This window comes from Kineococcus terrestris (genome assembly GCF_041020755.1).
Lineage (GTDB): Bacteria > Actinomycetota > Actinomycetes > Actinomycetales > Kineococcaceae > Kineococcus > Kineococcus terrestris.
The window spans coordinates 65825-81712 of record NZ_JBEUEI010000019.1; the positions used below are offsets into that span (position 1 = coordinate 65825).

A 15888-nucleotide genomic window follows, 5' to 3' on the forward strand; every position below is an offset into this window, starting at 1 on the left:
CGATCCCCACCGGCCGCCTGTTCGACGTGGCGGGGCGCACCGCCCTGGTCACCGGGTCCAGCCGCGGCATCGGCCGCGCGCTGGCCCAGGGGCTGCTGGAGGCCGGCTGCACCGTCGTCGTCAACGGCCGCCACCCCGACGCCGTGGCCGACGCCGCCCGCGAGCTGGCGCAGGAGACCGGCGGCACCACCCACCCGTGCGCCTTCGACGTCACCGACCCCGACGCCGTCGAGGCGGCCGTGGCCCGCCTGGAGGACGAGGCCGGCCCGCTGGACGTGCTCGTCAACAACACCGGGATGCAGCAGCGGGCGCCGTTCACGGAGTTCTCCTCCGCGGACTGGCAGAAGATGCTGGACACCAACCTGTCCAGCGCGTTCTACGTCGCGCGCGCCGTGGCCAACCGGATGGTCCCCCGCGGCCGCGGCAAGATCGTCAACGTCCTGTCGGTGCAGAGCGAGCTGGCCCGCCCCGGCATCGCCCCCTACTCGGCGACCAAGGGCGGGCTGAAGATGCTCACCCGCGGCATGTGCGCCGACCTCGCCGGGCACGGCATCTGCGTCAACGGCCTGGGCCCCGGCTACTTCGCCACCGAGCTGACCGCCCCGCTCGTGGCGGACGAGACGTTCAGCGCGTGGGTCGCCCAGCGCACCCCCGCCGGGCGGTGGGGGCGCGTGGAGGAGCTCGTCGGGCCGCTGCTGTTCCTGTGCTCGCCGGCCTCCGACTTCGTCAACGGGCAGGTCCTGCACGTCGACGGCGGCATGCTGGCGGTCCTGTGAGCGCGGGGGAGGGCCTGGTGGACGTGGTGGAGGACCTGGCGGTCGTCGTGCACGGGGCCGGGGACCTGCGCGTGGAGCCGCGGCCGGTGCGCGCCCCGGCCGCCGACGAGGCCGTCGTGCGGATCGCCTACGGCGGGGTGTGCGGCTCGGACCTGCACTACGTGGCCGAGGGGCGCGTGGGGGAGTCGGTGCTGCGCGAGCCGATGGTGCTGGGACACGAGGTCGTCGGCACGGTCGAGCGGGCCGCCGCCGACGGGTCGGGGCCCGGCGCCGGCACGCCCGTGGCCGTGCACCCGGCCGGGACGAGCGACCCGTCCGCCCCGCACCCGCCGGGGCGCCCGAACCTGTCCCCGGCCGTGACGTACCTGGGTTCCGCGGCCCGGCACCCGCACGTCGACGGCGCCTTCGCCCGCCGGGTGGTGCTGCCCTCGTCGATGCTGCGGCCGCTGCCGGCCGGGCTGGACCTGGAGCGGGCCGCGCTGGCCGAGCCGGCGGCCGTCGCCTGGCACGCCGTCGCCCGCGCCGGGGACGTCGCCGGGAAGCGCGCGCTCGTCGTCGGGTGCGGGCCCATCGGGCTGCTGTGCGTGGCCGTCCTGCTGCGCGCGGGCGCCCGCGAGGTGGTCGTCACGGACGTGCAGGAGGCGGCGGCGCAGCGGGCGCTGGCGCTGGGGGCGGCGCGCGCGGTGCCGGCCCGCGACGCGGGGGCCGTCGCCGCGGTCGGCGCCGACGTCGTCCTGGAGTCCTCCGGGGCGCCCGCGGGGTTCGCCTCCGCGGTGGCCGGCGCGGCCCGCGGCGGTGTCCTCGTCATGGTGGGGCTGCAGCCGCCGGGGGCGGTGGCCGTCCCGCTGGCGCGCGCCATCAGCGCCGAGCTGGACCTGCGCGGCAGCTTCCGGTTCGTCGAGGAGATCACCGACGTGCTGGCGGCGCTGGCCGACGGCTCGCTGGCCGTGGACGGGATCGTCACGCACACCGTCGACGTCGCCGACGCGCACCGCGCCTTCGAGGTCGCCCGCGACTCCGCGGCCTCCGGCAAGGTCCTCCTGCGCTTCTGACCCCCGCGCCCCTCACCTCCACCGTGATCATGCGCGGTTGAACGCTCGACCATCCATGATCACGGTGGGGGAGGAGAGGGGGACGCCGGTCAGGGGGCGCGGTCGGCGTCGGCGACCTCCTCCTCGGGGCGCGGCGGCACGGTCTCGTCGTCCTCCAGCGCGGGGACGGGCGGGTCGGCGGGGTCCACGGGCTGTGTGCTCACCCTGCGCAGGCTAGGGCGCAGGACGGTCCGCGGCCCGGTGCAACCGTCCGGCGCCCCGCCGCGTCGTAGCCCGCGGTCGCCCCGCCGCGGGGCGGCCGACCGCACGCCGCCACCGCAGGAGGACCCGTGTCCCGCACCCCCCGGACCAGCACCCGCACCGCCGCGCGCGGTGCCGCCGCCGTCCTCGCCCTCGGCCTGCTCGCCGCCGCCCCGGCCTCGGCGTCGTCCCCCGCCGCCGCCCCCGCCGCCCCCGCGGTGGACCCCGCGCTCGTCGCGGCGGTCGCCGCGAGCCCGTTCACCGACGGCGTGCCCGACGGCGCGTGGACCGTCACCGACGTGCGCACCGCCGACGACGTGTGGGCCGCCGCCGCGCTGGAGCCGGTGGACCCGCAGGCGCTGGACCCGGCGACCGCGCTGCTGCGCGCGACCCCGGACGGCTGGGAGGTCGTCGACCTGGGCACCGCGCAGGTCGGCTGCGGCACCGCGCCCGACGCCGTGCTGCCCGCCCTCGGCCTGCTCTGCTGAGGGCCCTGCCGAGGGCTGTGCCGAGGGCGGGCAGCGCGTCTCAGCGCAGGCCGTCGAAGTCCGCCTTGCGGATCGTGGCGTGCACGCCCGTCGTGCGGTCCACGACCTGCGAGACGTGGAAGTCCGCGGCGGCGCTCAGGTAGGTGTACGCGAGCGGGCCGGGCATGCCGAGGTCCTCGGTGAGGAACCTCACCGCCTGGCGCACCGCGGTGCGCATCGCCTCGTCGAGGTCGGTCTCCTGCCCGTCGACCGGCCCGTCGGGGTCGCTCAGGCCCAGCGGGATCCAGTGCTCGGGCGTCTCGGCGAACGGGTAGTCGGCCGTGCCGGCCGGCGCCCCGTCGCCGGGGCGGACGACGGACAGGCGCAGCGTGGCGCGCAGCGAGCCCTCCATCGCCGTCAGCGCCACCTCGCCGTGGCCCTGCGCCATGTGCGGGTCGCCGACGGAGAACATGGCGCCGGGCACCCGCACCGGCAGGTACAGCGTCGAGCCGACCGTGAGGTCCTTGATGTCGAGGTTGCCGCCGGCGTCGGTGGGCGGGACGGAGTCGACGAGCGCGGAGGTGTCGCGGGCCACCCCCATCAGCCCGAGGAAGGGGCCCAGCGGGAAGCGCGCGGGCACCGGGCCGGGCATCGCGCCGACGAGCGAGCCGCCGCGGGCCTCCACGGCCGTGAAGACGCTGACGTTGCCGCCGGGGTTGAACCACTCGGCGAGCGAGGGGTCGCCCGCCCACGCCTCCGGGTACTCCCCGGGCAGCGACCCGCGGCCGTGCCGGTTGGAGACGACGCCGTAGGGCACGCGCAGCGCCAGGTCGAGGACCTCGACCTTGAGCACGTCGCCCGGCTCCGCGCCCGTGACGGCGACGGGGCGGTTGACCACGTGCGGGCCGGGGCCGTCGTGGGGGACGGTCGCGGCGATGGCCGCCGCGTCGTCGAGGACGTCGGTCGCGGCCACGCCGAAGCCGCTGAAGTACGCGCGGGGGTCCTGGCCCTGGTCCTCGAGGATGCCCTCGTGGGAGACGGTGTCGAGGGTGACGACGTCGCCGGAGGAGACGACGGCGACGGGTTCGGTGTCGCGGTTGGGCAGCCGGCCCCACAGCACGTTCTCCGGGGTGCTGGGCACGTACAGGCCGCGCACGGGCCCCTGCCCGGACTGCAGGACGCGCGGCGACCACGGCTTGCCGCGGCGGCCGGGGTGGGCGTGGGCGGGCACGGAGGTCGCGGCGAGGGCGCCCGCGCCGGCGGACAGGCCGGCAGCGGCGCGCAGGAGGGAGCGGCGGGCGGGGGCGGGCAGCGTCATGGGCGCACACCACCACGCTGCTGTGAAGGTGCTGTGTCGGCTCTGTTGCCCCCGTGTTTCCCCGGCCGGTGGCGGCGGCGACCCGCCGTGCGGGGACGCGCCCGCCGGCCGGTACCGTCGCCCCGTGGCGCAAGTGCTCACGGAGAGTGACGACGTGTGGCGTGGGAGCGAGCACGAGCAGCAGGACGCCGAGTCCGGCGGACCGGCCGGCGACCCGCCCGGTACCGACCACGACGGTGACGGCGGCGGCGGTGCGCCGGCGGGCCCGCCCGGCACCGCGGGCGCCCACCCGGCCTCCGGCCCGCCGTCCCCCCGGCGCGCCCGCGCCCGCTGGGTCCCCGCCCTGCGCCACCGCCTCGTCAGCGCCCTGGCCCCCGAGGAGGGCGCCGCCGAGCCCGTCGTCGCCGGCCGCCTCACCGAGCGCGAGGCCCTGCAGGTCCTCGACGCCCTCGTGCGCATGGCCGAGGCGCTGCTGTCCTGCGGCGCCCCCGCCGCCGACGTCACCGCCCTGACCCTGCGCGCCGCCCACGGCGCCGGGCTGGCCAGCACCCAGGTCGACATCACCTTCACCGCCGTCACCGTCTCCACCGCCGCGGAGGAGCGCCCGCCGCTGACCACCGTGCGCGTCGTGCGGGCGCGCGCCACCGACTACTCGCGCCTGTCGCGCCTGTACGACCTCGCCCACGCCGCCGGCGACGGCCTGGACGCCGAGGAGGTCACCGCCCGCCTCAAGCGCGTCCTCAGCCAGCGCCGCCGCTACCGCCGCCGCGTGTCCACGGCCGCCGCCGTCGGCCTGGCCGTCTCCGTCGCCGTCCTCCTCGGCGGCGGCTGGGCCGTCGCGCTGGCCGCCGCCGCGACCACGGCCCTCATCCAGCTCGTCCTGGCCGCCGCCAACCGCCGCGGCCTGCCCGCCTTCTTCCAGCAGGTCGCCGGCGCCGCGATCGCCACGGCCGTGGCGCTGCTGCTGCTCGTGTGGGACCCGTTCCTGCCCGAGTGGGTCGGCGGCCTGCGCCCCTCCCTCGTCGTCGGCTCCGGCATCGTCGTCCTGCTGGCCGGGCTGTCCCTCGTCGGCTCCGCCGAGGACGCCATCTCCGGCTTCTACGTCACCGCCGCCGCGCGCGCCTTCGAGACGGTGCTGCTGACGACGGGCCTGGTCATCGGCATCGCCGGCAGCCTCGCCCTCGGCCAGCGCGCCGGCATCGGCCTGAACCTGTCGTTCTCGGCCACCGGCGGCTACCCGCTGGCCGTGGAGGCCGCGGCCGCCGGCTGCGCGGCGCTGACCTGGGCGGTGTCCGGCTACGCCGACGTGCGCGCCGTCGTCCTGTCCGGCCTCGTCGGGGCGCTGGCCTGGCTGACGTTCGCGGCCACCAGCGAGCTCGGGTTCGGGGCGCTGGCCGCCACCGGACTGGCCGCCCTCGTCGTCGGGCTGCTCGCCGAGGGCACCGCGTGGCGCTGGGGCGTGCCGGGCGTCGTGGTCTCCATCTGCGGCATCGTGCCGCTGCTGCCCGGCCTGGCGATCTACCGCGCCATCTACACGCTCGTCGGCGGCGGCACCTCCGCCGGCCTCGGCCTGCTCGTGGAGGCGCTCGGCACCGCGCTGGCGCTGGCCGCCGGGGTGACGCTGGGGGAGTTCTGCTCCCAGCCGCTGCGCCGGGAGTTCGACCGCGTCGAGCGGCTGGTGCGCCGGCGCTCGCTCAGCCGCAACTTCTGAGCGGCGGTCGGCGGACCCTCAGCGGCCGCCCGCGAGCAGCAGGTCGGCCAGCCGGGCGTCGGACTCCTCCTGCAGCTCCGGGTCGTGCACCGTCGCGGCGACCACCAGCTCCTGCGCGCCCGTGCGCTCCAGCAGGTCCGCCAGGCGCGGGCCCACCTCCTCCTCGGTGCCGTGGACCGTGGCCGCCAGCGCCTCCTCGACGGCGCGGCGCTCGCGCCCGGACAGGGCGGCCTCGTCGACCTCGCCGGGCGCCGGCAGGGGAGGGAACTCCCCGCGGGTGCGCGAGACCGCCAGCGACCACGCTTGCGGCAGCAGCTCGCGCCGCGCCCGCTGCGCGCTGTCGGCGACGAGGACGTCCAGCAGCAGCCCCGCCCGCGGTGCGCCGGGCCCCGCGAACGCCGCCCGGTAGCCGTCCAGGGCCGCGGCCGTCGCGGCCGGGTCGGCGCCGGCGGGCACGACGACGGGCAGCCCCAGCGCCGCCGCCGAGGCCAGCCCCGAGCGGGAGGCCAGCACGACGACCTCCGGCGGCCGCGGCACCGCCGGGCGCACCGTCACCGGCGAGCGCCCGCGCAGCAGGTCCAGCAGCTCGCGCAGGTCGTCGGCGAACCGGTCGGCGGCCTCCGGCGGCGTGCGCAGCGCCCGGCGCACCGGCGCGGTGAAGCCCACCGAGCGGCCCACGCCCAGCTCCACCCGGCCCGGGTGCAGCGCGGCCAGCACCGCGAACTGCTCGGCGACCACCAGCGGGGGGTGCTGCGGCAGCATGACGCCGCCGGAGCCGAGGCGGATCCGCGACGTGGCCGCCCCGACGGCCGCGAGCAGCACCGCCGGTGCCGGGCCGACCACCCCCGGCACGCCGTGGTGCTCGGCGACCCAGAACCCGTCGTACCCCAGCGCCTCCGCGGCCCGCGCGCGCCGGACCGTCGCGCGCACGGCCGCGGCGTCGTCCGCGCCGGTGCGGGTGCGCGAGCGGTCCAGCAGCACCAGGCCCGGGCGCGGGACGGGCGGCGTGGACGACGGCGTGGACGACGGCGTGGCGGGGGGCATCACTGGGCGCAACGCCCGGCGGGCGCCGGCGCGTCCCGCGGGCGAGCCGTCGCCGGTCGTGTCGGCGACGTCGGCTAGACAGGGGACGTGCTGCACGTCCACCGCTCCGCGAGCGCCGACGTCCTCGTCGCCGCCCTCGCGGACCTCCTGCGCGCCCCGGGCGCGGAGCAGGACCCGTTCGCCCCCGAGGTCGTCGCCGTCGGCGCGCGCGGCACCGAGCGCTGGGTCGCGCAGCGCCTGTCGCACCACCTCGGCGCGGGCGGGGGGGACGGCGCGGACGACGTCGTGGACGACGGCGTCTGCGCCGGCGTCGCGATGCCGGACCCGGCGCAGCTGCTCGACGACGCCCTGGCCGCGGCCGGGCCCGAGCACGCCGCCGCCGTCGAGGGCTGGCGGTCGTCCGCGGCCACGTGGCACGTGCTGGAGGTCCTCGACGACCTCGCCGGCCCCGCCGGTGCGGACGAGCGCTTCGCGGTGCTGCGCCACCACCTGCGCCCGGCCGACGGCGGCGGCCCGCCGCGCGTGCGGCGCCTCGCGGCCGCCGAGCGGATCGCCGGGCTGCTGGCCCGGTACGGCGCGGCCCGCCCGGCCCTGCTGGCCGGCTGGGCGCGCGGGGAGGACGGCCCGGTGCCCGCCGACCTGCGCTGGCAGCCGGAGCTGTTCCGCCGCGTGCGCGAGCGCGCCGGCGTCCCGCACCCGGCCGAGCTGCTCGGCCCCGCCTGCGAGCGGCTGCGCGCCGACCCCGGCGCGTCCGCCCTGCCCGAACGGTTCAGCGTCCTGGCCGTCACCCGGCTGGCGGCCGCGCGCCTGGCGGTGCTGGCCGCGCTCGCCGAGCACCGCGAGGCGCACCTGTGGCTGCACCACCCCAGCCCGGCGCTGTGGGAGGCCGTGCGCGCGGGCCTCGGCGCTCCCGGCGGTGTCCCGGTGCGCCGCGCCGAGCGCGAGGAGGCCGACCAGCGCGCCGCGCGCCACCCGCTGCTGCTGTCCCTGGCCCGCGACGTGCGCGAGCTGCAGGTGCGGCTGGCGCTGGCCGCCCCCGACCACGCGGACGTCCCGCACGACGAGCCCGTCGCACCGGCCGCCTCACCGGCCCTGTCGCCGGACGCGCCGCTGCTGGCGCGGCTGCGGGCGCAGCTGGCCGCCGACGAGGTGCCCGCCGACCCGCCGCCGCCGGCCGCGGGCGACCGGTCCGTGCAGGTGCACGCCTGCCACGGGCGCGCCCGGCAGGTGGAGGTGCTGCGCGAGGTGCTGCTGGGCCTGCTGGCCGACGACCCGACGCTGCAGCCGCGCGACGTCGTCGTCCTGTGCCCGGACGTGGAGGTCTTCGCGCCCCTGGTGGCTGCCGTGTTCGGCGCCGGCAGCCACCCCGGCGCCGCCCTGCGGGTCACCGTCGCCGACCGCTCGCCGCTGCAGACCAACCCGCTGCTGGGGGTGGCCACCCGCCTGCTCGCGCTGGCCGGCGGTCGCGTCGGGGCCACCGAGGTCCTCGACCTGGCCGGGCTGGAGCCCGTGCGCCTGCGCTTCGGCCTGGACGACGACGCCCTGGAGGGCCTGCGGGACTGGACGGTCGGCGCGGGCGTGCACTGGGGGCTGGGCGCCGGGCACCGCGACGCCTGGCAGCTGGGCCACCTCGCGCAGGGTTCCTGGCGCGCGGGGCTGGACCGCCTGCTGACGGGCGTCGCGGTCGGCGGCGCTGAGGACGGCGGGCTGCTGCTGGCCGGCGGCGACGGGGCCGTCGTGCCCCTGGACGACGTGGAGTCCAGCCGGGTCGAGCTGGCCGGCGTGTTCGCCGAGCTGCTGGACCGCCTGGAGACCGCCGTGCTGGACCTGTCGGGTGCGCGGCCCGTCGCCGACTGGTGCGACGCGCTGGCCGCGGCGGTGCTCGCGCTGACCGACGTGCCCCGCGACGGCGCCTGGCAGCAGGCGCAGCTGCGGCGCGAGCTGGCCGCCGTGCGCGACGAGTCCGCCCGCGCCGGCAGCGCGCCGGTGACGCTGGCCGACGTCACCGCCCTGCTCACCGCCCGCTTCGCGGGCCGCCCGCAGCGCGCCGGGTTCCGCACCGGCGCGGTCACCGTCTGCACGATGGTGCCGATGCGCGCCGTGCCGCACCGCGTCGTGGTGCTGCTCGGCCTGGACGACGGGGCCTTCCCCCGCGTCGTGCGCCCCGACGCCGACGACCTGCTGGCCCGCGACCCGCACGTGGGCGACCGCGACCCGCGCAGCGAGGACCGCCAGGTGCTCCTGGACGCCGTCGGCGCCGCCGGCCAGCACCTCGTCGTCCTGCACAGCGGCTGCGACGTGCGCACCGGGGCCCCGGTGCCGCCCGCGGTGCCGGTCGGGGAGCTGCTGGACGCCCTCGACGCCTGCGCCACCGTCCCCGGCGGCCGGGTCCGCGACCGCGTCCTCGTCCAGCACCCGCTGCAGCCGACCGACCCGCGCAACTTCGTGCCCGGCGCCCTGGGCGGCGAGCGCGCCGTCAGCTTCGACACCGCCGCCCACGCCGGCGCCCGGGCCGCCCAGCTGCCCCCGCGGCCGGTGCCCGCCCTGCTGCCGGCCGCCCTGCCGCCCCCGGGCGAGGACGAGCTGCGCGACCTCGACCTCGACGCGCTCGTGCAGTTCTGGCAGCACCCCGTGCGCGGGCTGCTGCGCCAGCGCCTGGAGGTCGGCGCGGCCGCGCGCGAGGAGGGGCCCGAGGACGCCCTGCCCGTGGCGCTGGACGGCCTGCGCGAGTGGGCGGTGGGGGACCGGGTGCTGCGCGCCCGGCTCGCCGGCACCGAGCAGGCCCGCGTCGCGCAGCTGGAGCGGGCCCGCGGGGACCTGCCGCCCGGTCTGCTGGGCACCGCCGTGCTGCGCCGGGTGGGCGAGCGCGCCGACCGGATCGCCGCCGCGGCGGCCGCGTGGGCGCCCGCGGCGGGGTCGCCGTCCTCGGTGGACGTCGAGGTCGACCTGCCCGGCGGCACCCGCCTGACCGGCGCGGTGCGCGGGGTGCGGGAGGTCGCCGGGGCCGCGGCGGGGGACGTGCCGGGCCCGGTCGCCCTGACCGTCACGTACTCCTCGGTGCGCGCCAAGCAGCGGCTGCGGGCGTGGGTGGAGCTGCTGGCGCTGTCCGCCGCCCACCCGGACCGGTCGTGGACCGCCGTCGTCGTCGGCCGCGGCGACCGCGACGGCGTGAGCACCACCGCGTTCGGCCCGGTGCCCGCCGGGGTGGCGCGCGAGCTGCTGGCCGACCTGGTCGCCCTGCGCCGGGTCGGCCTGTGCGTGCCGCTGCCCGCGCCGGTCGCCACCGCCGGCGCCTACGCGGCCGCCCGCGCCCGCGGCACGTCCACCGCCGCGTGCGAGGCCCTGGCCGCCAAGGAGTGGGTCTCGGGCTACAGCTGGCCGCGCGAGGACGCCGACGAGGAGCACCGCCTGGTCTGGGGCGAGTCCGCGCCGTTCACCGCGCTGCGCGACTGGCGCCCGCCGCCGGACGCCCCGCCCGGCACGCCCGGCGGCTTCGACGAGCTGTGCCGGCGCGTGTGGCAGCCGCTGCTGCGCACCCAGCGGACGTGGGCCGCGTGAGCGCCGGCACGACCCCGGCCGCGCCCGGTGACCTGTCGGGGGGCCTGGCGGGGGACGTCCCGGTGTTCGACCTGACCGGGCCGCTGCCGCGGGGCACCACCGTCCTGGAGGCCAGCGCCGGCACCGGCAAGACGTACACGATCGCCGGGCTCGTCACCCGCTACGTCGCCGAGGGCGCCGCCCGGGTCGAGGAGCTGCTGGTCGTCACCTTCGGCCGCGCCGCCACCGGGGAGCTGCGCAGCCGCGTGCGCGAGCGCCTGGTCGCCGCCCGCGACGCCCTGGCCGACCCCGCCGCCGCCCGCGGGCACCGCGACCCGGTGGTGCGCGCGCTCGCGCAGCCGGCCCCGGGCGCCGCGGGCGACGCGGGCGACGCGGAGGTCGCGCGGCGGCGCGCGCGGCTGGCGGCGGCCGTGGCCTCCTTCGACGCGGCGACCGTCGCGACGCTGCACCAGTTCTGCCAGCAGGTCCTGGGCGGGCTGGGCACCGGCGCGCACGTCGACCCCGGCGCCACCCTGGTGGAGGACCTGTCCGACGTCCTGGAGCAGGTCTGCGACGACCTGTACCTGCGCTTCGCCGGCTACGCCGAGCGCACCGGCGCCGCGGGCGTCCCCTTCGACCGCGACGCCGCGCTGGCCGTGGCGCGCGCCGCCGTCGCCCACCCCGGCGCGCGGCTGGAACCGGCGGCGCGCGTGCCCGGCTCGCCCGCGGACCTGCGGGTGCGCTTCGCCGCGGCCGTGCGCGCGGAGGTGCAGCGGCGCAAGGAGTCCCAGCGGGCGCTGAGCTTCGACGACCTGCTCGCGCTGCTGGGCGGGGCCCTGGCCGACCCGGTGACCGGGCCCGTGGCGCGCGAGCGGCTGCGCAGCCGCTACCGCGTCGTGCTGGTCGACGAGTTCCAGGACACCGACGGCGTGCAGTGGGAGGTGCTGCGCCGGGCGTTCCACGGGCACGTGCCGCTGGTGCTCATCGGGGACCCGAAGCAGGCGATCTACGCCTTCCGCGGCGCGGACGTGCGCACCTACCTCGAGGCCGCGGGCGCCGCCGACGCCCGCGCCACCCTGGGCACGAACTTCCGCAGCGACCCGGCCCTGCTGGAGGGCGTGCAGGGCCTGCTGCGCGGAGCGGTGCTGGGCGAGGAGGGCATCGTCGTGCGCGAGGTGCGCGCCGCGCACGCGGTCGCGGCGCTGCTGCCCGAGGACCCGGCGCCGGTCCAGCTGCGCGTGCTGCCCCGCACCGGGCTGCCCACCACCCGCGCCCAGGGCCTGCCCGCGGTGGGCGCGGTGCGCGCCGCGGTCGCCGCGGACGTCGCCGAGCAGGTGGTGGACGTGCTCACCTCCGGCGCGCGGGTGCGCCGCCCCCGCGACGACGCCGCCGCCCGGTCGCGGCCGCTGACCCCCGGCGAGGTGGCCGTCCTCGTGCGCACCCGCCCGCAGGCGGTCCTCGTGCAGGAGGCGCTGCGCCGGCGCGGGGTGCCGTGCGTGCTGGCCCGCGGGCCGAGCGTGTTCGGCACGCCCGCGGCGCGGGACTGGCTGTGCCTGCTGGAGGCCCTGGAGCAGCCCCACCGGGCGCCCCGGGTGCGCCGGCTGGCGCTGTCGTCGTTCGTCGGCGCCGACGCCGCGCGGCTGGCCGCCGACGGTGCCGCGCTGACCGACGCGCAGGCCGAGCGGTTGCGCGCGTGGGCGCCGGTGCTGGCCGCGCGCGGGGTGGCCGGGCTGTTCGCCGCGGTGGCCGAGGAGCAGCGGCTGGCCGAGCGGCTGCTGGCCGTCGAGGGCGGTGAGCGGCTGCTGACCGACCTGCGGCACATCGCCGAGACCCTGCACGCCGAGGCGCTGCGGCTGGGCCTGGGCCTGGCCAGCCTGCTGTCGTGGCTGCGCGCGCGCGTCGAGGAGGCGGCCGGCGACCTGGACCAGGAGCGCTCGCGCCGCCTGGACACCGACCGGGCGGCCGTGCAGGTCGCGACCGTGCACGCCAGCAAGGGCCTGGAGTTCGAGGTCGTCCTCGTCCCGTTCGCCTGGGACGAGCCGTCCGGCGGCCCGCGCGACCGCCTGCCGGTGGCCCACGGCCCCGACGGCGCCCGCGTCCTGCACGTCGGCGGGCCCGGCAGCCCCGGGCTGGCCGAGGTCTGCGCGGCCGAGGACGCCGAGCAGGCCGGGGAGGAGCTGCGGCTGCTGTACGTGGCGCTGACCCGCGCGGTCTCGCGCCTGCACGTGTGGTGGGCGCCGGCCTCGACGACCCCGGGCAGCCCGCTGCACCGGCTGCTGCTCGCCGACGACCCGGCGCACCCGCCGCGGACGCTGCCGGTGCCGGGCGACGGGGAGGTGCTGGCCCGCCTCGGCGCCTGCGCGCGCCCCGGCTCCGGGGTGCGGGTGGTGCCCGTCGACCCGCCCGGCACCGCGACGTACACGCCGCCGCGCGAGGAGGTCGCGGCCCTGGCGCCCGCCTCCTTCGACCGCGACCTCGACACGACGTGGCGGCGGACCTCCTACTCGGGCCTGACCCGCGCCGCGCACGAGGCCGCCCACCCGGCCGGCGGCGCGCCGGGCCTCCTGCCGGCCACGTCCCCGCGGCCGGTCCCGTCCGTCGCCAGCGAGGTCGAGCGCGGTGCCCGCGACGACGAGGGCGACGTCGAGGACGCCGGCACCGCCGCCCGCCCCGCCGGCGCCCGGGAGGAGGCGTGGCACGCCGTGCCGTCCCCGATGGCCGACCTGCCCGGCGGCGCGGGCTTCGGCACGGTCGTGCACGGCGTGCTGGAGCACTTCGACCCCGCCGCGCCCGACCGCCGCGCCCACCTGGCCGCCCTGGCCCGCGCCCAGGACGCCGGCGCGCTCGCCGAGCCGTTGGCCGACGCGCTGCCCGCCGCCCTGGCCACCCCGCTGGGCCCGCTCGCCGGCGGCGTCGCCTGGCAGGACGTCCCCGTGGCCGACCGCCTCGCCGAGCTGGAGTTCGAGCTGCCGCTCGCGGGCGGCGACCGCGCCGGCCAGCGCGCGGACCGGGACGGGTCGCCGCCGCGCCTGGGCGAGGTCGCGGGCCTGCTGCGCCACCACCTGGGCGCCGACGACCCCGTGCGCCCCTACGCCGAGGCGCTCCAGGAGCCGGTGCTGGCCGCCGAGGTGGTCTCCGGCTACCTCACCGGCTCGATCGACGCCGTGCTGCGGCGCGGGGCGGGCGCCTCGGCGCGCTACCTCGTCGTCGACCACAAGACCAACCGGCTGGCCGGGCCCGGTGAGGCGCTCACCGCCTGGCACTACCGCCGCGCCGCGCTCGACGAGGCCGTGCGCGAGGCGCACTACCCGCTGCAGGCGCTGCTGTACTGCGTGGCGCTGCACCGCTTCCTGCGCTGGCGCCAGCCCGGCTACGACCCGGAGGTCCACCTCGGCGGGGTCCTGTACCTGTTCCTGCGGGGCATGTGCGGGCCCGGCGTGGAGGCCGAGCCCGGCCAGGCGCCGCCCGGGGTGTGGTCGTGGCGACCGCCCGCGGCCCTCGTGCTGGACCTGTCCGACCTGCTCGCCGGGAGGCGCCCGTGACCACCGCCCCCCTCCTCGCGGCCGCCGCCCCGGGCGGCACGCCGGCCGTGCCCGGTGCCGCCCCGGTCGAGCCGGACCGCGCCGCGCGCCTGGCGCTGCGCGCCACGGGCGCGCTGCGCCGCCTCAACGACCTCGGGGTGCTGCACGCGGCCGACGTGCACGTGGCGACCCGCCTGGGGGCGGTGTGCGGGGAGGACGACGAGCGCGTCCTGCTGGCCGCCGCGCTGGCCGTGCGCGCGCTGCGGCAGGGCTCGGTGGTGCTGCGGCTGGCCGACGTCGCCGCCTCCGTGGTGGCCGAGGACACCGACGACACGGGCCAGGCGCGGGCCGTCGAGGTCGACTGGCCGGAACCGGGCGCCTGGGCCGCCGCCGTGCGCGGCAGCCGCATGACCGCGCCCGGGCAGCCGGACGGGACGGCCGGCGGGGGCGAGGCCGCCGGGACCGCGCCGCCGCTGCGCTGGCACGAGGGCGGGATCTGGCTGGACCGCTACTGGCGGCAGGAGGTCGCCGTCGCCGACGACCTGCGCCGGCGCGCCGCGCGGGTGCCGGACCTGGACGCCGGCGCGGCCCGCGACGTGCTGGCCCGCCTGTGGCCGGGGGAGGCGGCGCACGACCAGCGCCTGGCCGCCGCGGTCTGCCTCACCTCCGGCGTCGCGGTCCTCGGCGGCGGCCCCGGCACCGGCAAGACGACCACCGTGGCGCGCCTGGCGGCGGCCCTGCGCGCGCTCGCGCCCGCCGGGTCCCCGCCGCGCGTGGCGCTGGCCGCGCCCACCGGCAAGGCCGCCGCCCGGCTCACCGAGGCCGTCACCACCGCCGCGCGCGACGACCCCGACGGGGTGTTCACCGCTGAGGACGCCGCCTTCCTCGGCGGTCTGCGGGCCTCCACGCTGCACCGGCTGCTGGGGATGCGGCCCGGGTCGGTGCGCGCCCGCTACGACGCCGAGCACCGCCTGCCGCACGACGTCGTCGTCGTCGACGAGGCGTCGATGGTCGGGCTGGGGGTGGTCGCCCGGCTGCTGGCCGCCCTGCGCCCGACCGCGCGCCTCGTGCTCGTCGGCGACCCCGACCAGCTGGCCTCGGTGGAGGTGGGCGCCGTCCTGGCCGACCTCGTCGCCCCGGCGCGCGCGGTGCCGCGCAGCGCGGCCTCCACGGCCCGGCTCGTGCGGGTGGTGCCCCACGACGTGCCGCACGACCCGCCTCCGGACCCGCCCCGCGACGCGGAGGTCCCGGCCCCGGGCGCGGCCGCACCGGTCCCGGACGCCGGGGCGGGCGGGTCGGTCGCCGACGGGGTCGTCCTGCTGCGCACGACGCACCGCTTCGCCGAGGGCGGCGCCATCGCGGCGCTGGCGGCGGCGGTGCGCGAGGGCGACGCCGAGGCGGCGCTGCGGGTGCTGCGCTCCGGCGAGAGCGCCGTGGAGTTCCACGAGGTGCCCGAGGACGAGCCGGTGGCGGGACCGCCGCTGGAGGCCGTGCGCGCGGAGGTCCTCGAGCGCGTCGCGGCCGTCGTGGCCGCCGCGCGGGCCGGGGACGCGGACGGCGCGCTGGTCGCGATGGACGCCCACCGGGTGCTGTGCGCGCACCGGCGCGGCCCGCGCGGGGTGGCGCACTGGACGGCGCTGGCGCACCGCTGGGCGGTCGAGGAGGTCGGGGTGCGGCCCCGTCCTGACGGCCGCTACGTCGGCATGCCGGTCCTGGTGACGGCCAACGACCCGGCGACGGGGGTCTTCAACGGCGACACGGGTGTCGTCCTGGAGCGCGCCGGTGCGGGCGGCGGGCGCGCGGGCGACCTCGTCGTCGCGGTCGCGCGGGGCAGCGGCCCGCAGCTGGTGCCGCTGTCGCGGCTGGCGGACCTGGACGTCCTGCACGCCATGACGGTCCACCGCAGCCAGGGCTCGCAGTTCGCGGCCGTCACCGTGGTCGCGGCGCCGGCGACCTCCCCGCTGGCGACGCGGGAGATGCTCTACACGGCGCTGACGCGGGCGCGGGCGCGGGTGCGGCTCATCGGCTCGGCGGAGGCCGTCGAGGCGGCGGTGCGCCGACCCCTGGCGCGGGCCTCGGGCCTGGCCGACCGGCTGCGCTGACCGGCACCCGCCCTCCGGCCGGTGCGGGCCCGGACGCGCAGGAGGGGGGGGGGGGGGGGGGGGGGGGGGGGGCCGGGGGCGCCCGTGGCGGGGGGGCTAGCCCCACGGGTCGTTTGTGGG

At 79.8% G+C, this 15888-nt stretch carries 9 protein-coding genes; 7 read left to right on the forward strand and 2 right to left on the reverse strand.

What is annotated here, in order from left to right; genetic code table 11:
- Nucleotides 1–2 precede the first annotated feature (2 nt).
- The 3 genes from AB8M62_RS12970 (at nucleotide 3) to AB8M62_RS12980 (ending at nucleotide 2556) form a co-directional block, all read left to right on the forward strand.
- Nucleotides 3–776, forward strand: a complete 774-nt coding sequence (locus AB8M62_RS12970) for an SDR family oxidoreductase (protein WP_369069834.1) — start codon at nucleotides 3–5, stop codon at nucleotides 774–776.
- The gene (locus tag AB8M62_RS12975) at nucleotides 773–1828 is read left to right on the forward strand and encodes a zinc-binding dehydrogenase (protein ID WP_369069821.1); all 1056 of its coding nucleotides are present in this window, start codon (nucleotides 773–775) and stop codon (nucleotides 1826–1828) included. The genes AB8M62_RS12970 and AB8M62_RS12975 overlap by 4 nt, the downstream gene beginning before the upstream one ends.
- A gap of 329 nt (nucleotides 1829–2157) precedes the next feature.
- Nucleotides 2158–2556, forward strand: coding sequence for a hypothetical protein (locus AB8M62_RS12980; RefSeq protein ID WP_369069823.1), 399 nt, complete (start codon nucleotides 2158–2160; stop codon nucleotides 2554–2556).
- 40 nt (nucleotides 2557–2596) lie between these two features.
- Here the strand turns inward: AB8M62_RS12980 and AB8M62_RS12985 are convergent, their stop codons facing one another.
- Nucleotides 2597–3853, reverse strand: a complete 1257-nt coding sequence (locus tag AB8M62_RS12985) for an acetamidase/formamidase family protein (RefSeq protein WP_369069824.1) — start codon at nucleotides 3851–3853, stop codon at nucleotides 2597–2599.
- Nucleotides 3854–3977: 124 nt separating this feature from the next.
- On the opposite strand from AB8M62_RS12985, the gene AB8M62_RS12990 reads away from it, so the two are divergent.
- The gene (locus AB8M62_RS12990; RefSeq protein WP_369069826.1) at nucleotides 3978–5564 is read left to right on the forward strand and encodes a threonine/serine exporter family protein; all 1587 of its coding nucleotides are present in this window, start codon (nucleotides 3978–3980) and stop codon (nucleotides 5562–5564) included.
- A gap of 18 nt (nucleotides 5565–5582) precedes the next feature.
- Here AB8M62_RS12990 and AB8M62_RS12995 read toward each other — a convergent pair whose 3' ends face one another.
- Nucleotides 5583–6608 carry an MsnO8 family LLM class oxidoreductase gene (locus AB8M62_RS12995; RefSeq protein ID WP_369069827.1) on the reverse strand — a complete coding sequence of 342 codons (1026 nt, stop codon included), beginning with the start codon at nucleotides 6606–6608 and terminating at the stop codon, nucleotides 5583–5585.
- 87 nt (nucleotides 6609–6695) lie between these two features.
- Here AB8M62_RS12995 and recC point away from each other — a divergent pair, with 87 nt between their 5' ends.
- From recC to recD, 3 genes are read left to right on the forward strand one after another with little or no spacing between them, the layout of a single operon-like run.
- Nucleotides 6696–10166 carry an exodeoxyribonuclease V subunit gamma gene (recC, locus tag AB8M62_RS13000; RefSeq protein WP_369069828.1) on the forward strand — a complete coding sequence of 1157 codons (3471 nt, stop codon included), beginning with the start codon at nucleotides 6696–6698 and terminating at the stop codon, nucleotides 10164–10166.
- A 32-nt stretch (nucleotides 10167–10198) separates the two neighbouring features.
- Nucleotides 10199–13687, forward strand: a complete 3489-nt coding sequence (locus AB8M62_RS13005; RefSeq protein ID WP_444881715.1) for a UvrD-helicase domain-containing protein — start codon at nucleotides 10199–10201, stop codon at nucleotides 13685–13687.
- Nucleotides 13684–15768: an exodeoxyribonuclease V subunit alpha gene (gene recD / locus AB8M62_RS13010; RefSeq protein ID WP_369069829.1), complete on the forward strand. Its 2085-nt coding sequence runs from the start codon at nucleotides 13684–13686 to the stop codon at nucleotides 15766–15768. The genes AB8M62_RS13005 and recD overlap by 4 nt, the downstream gene beginning before the upstream one ends.
- Nucleotides 15769–15888 lie beyond the last annotated feature (120 nt).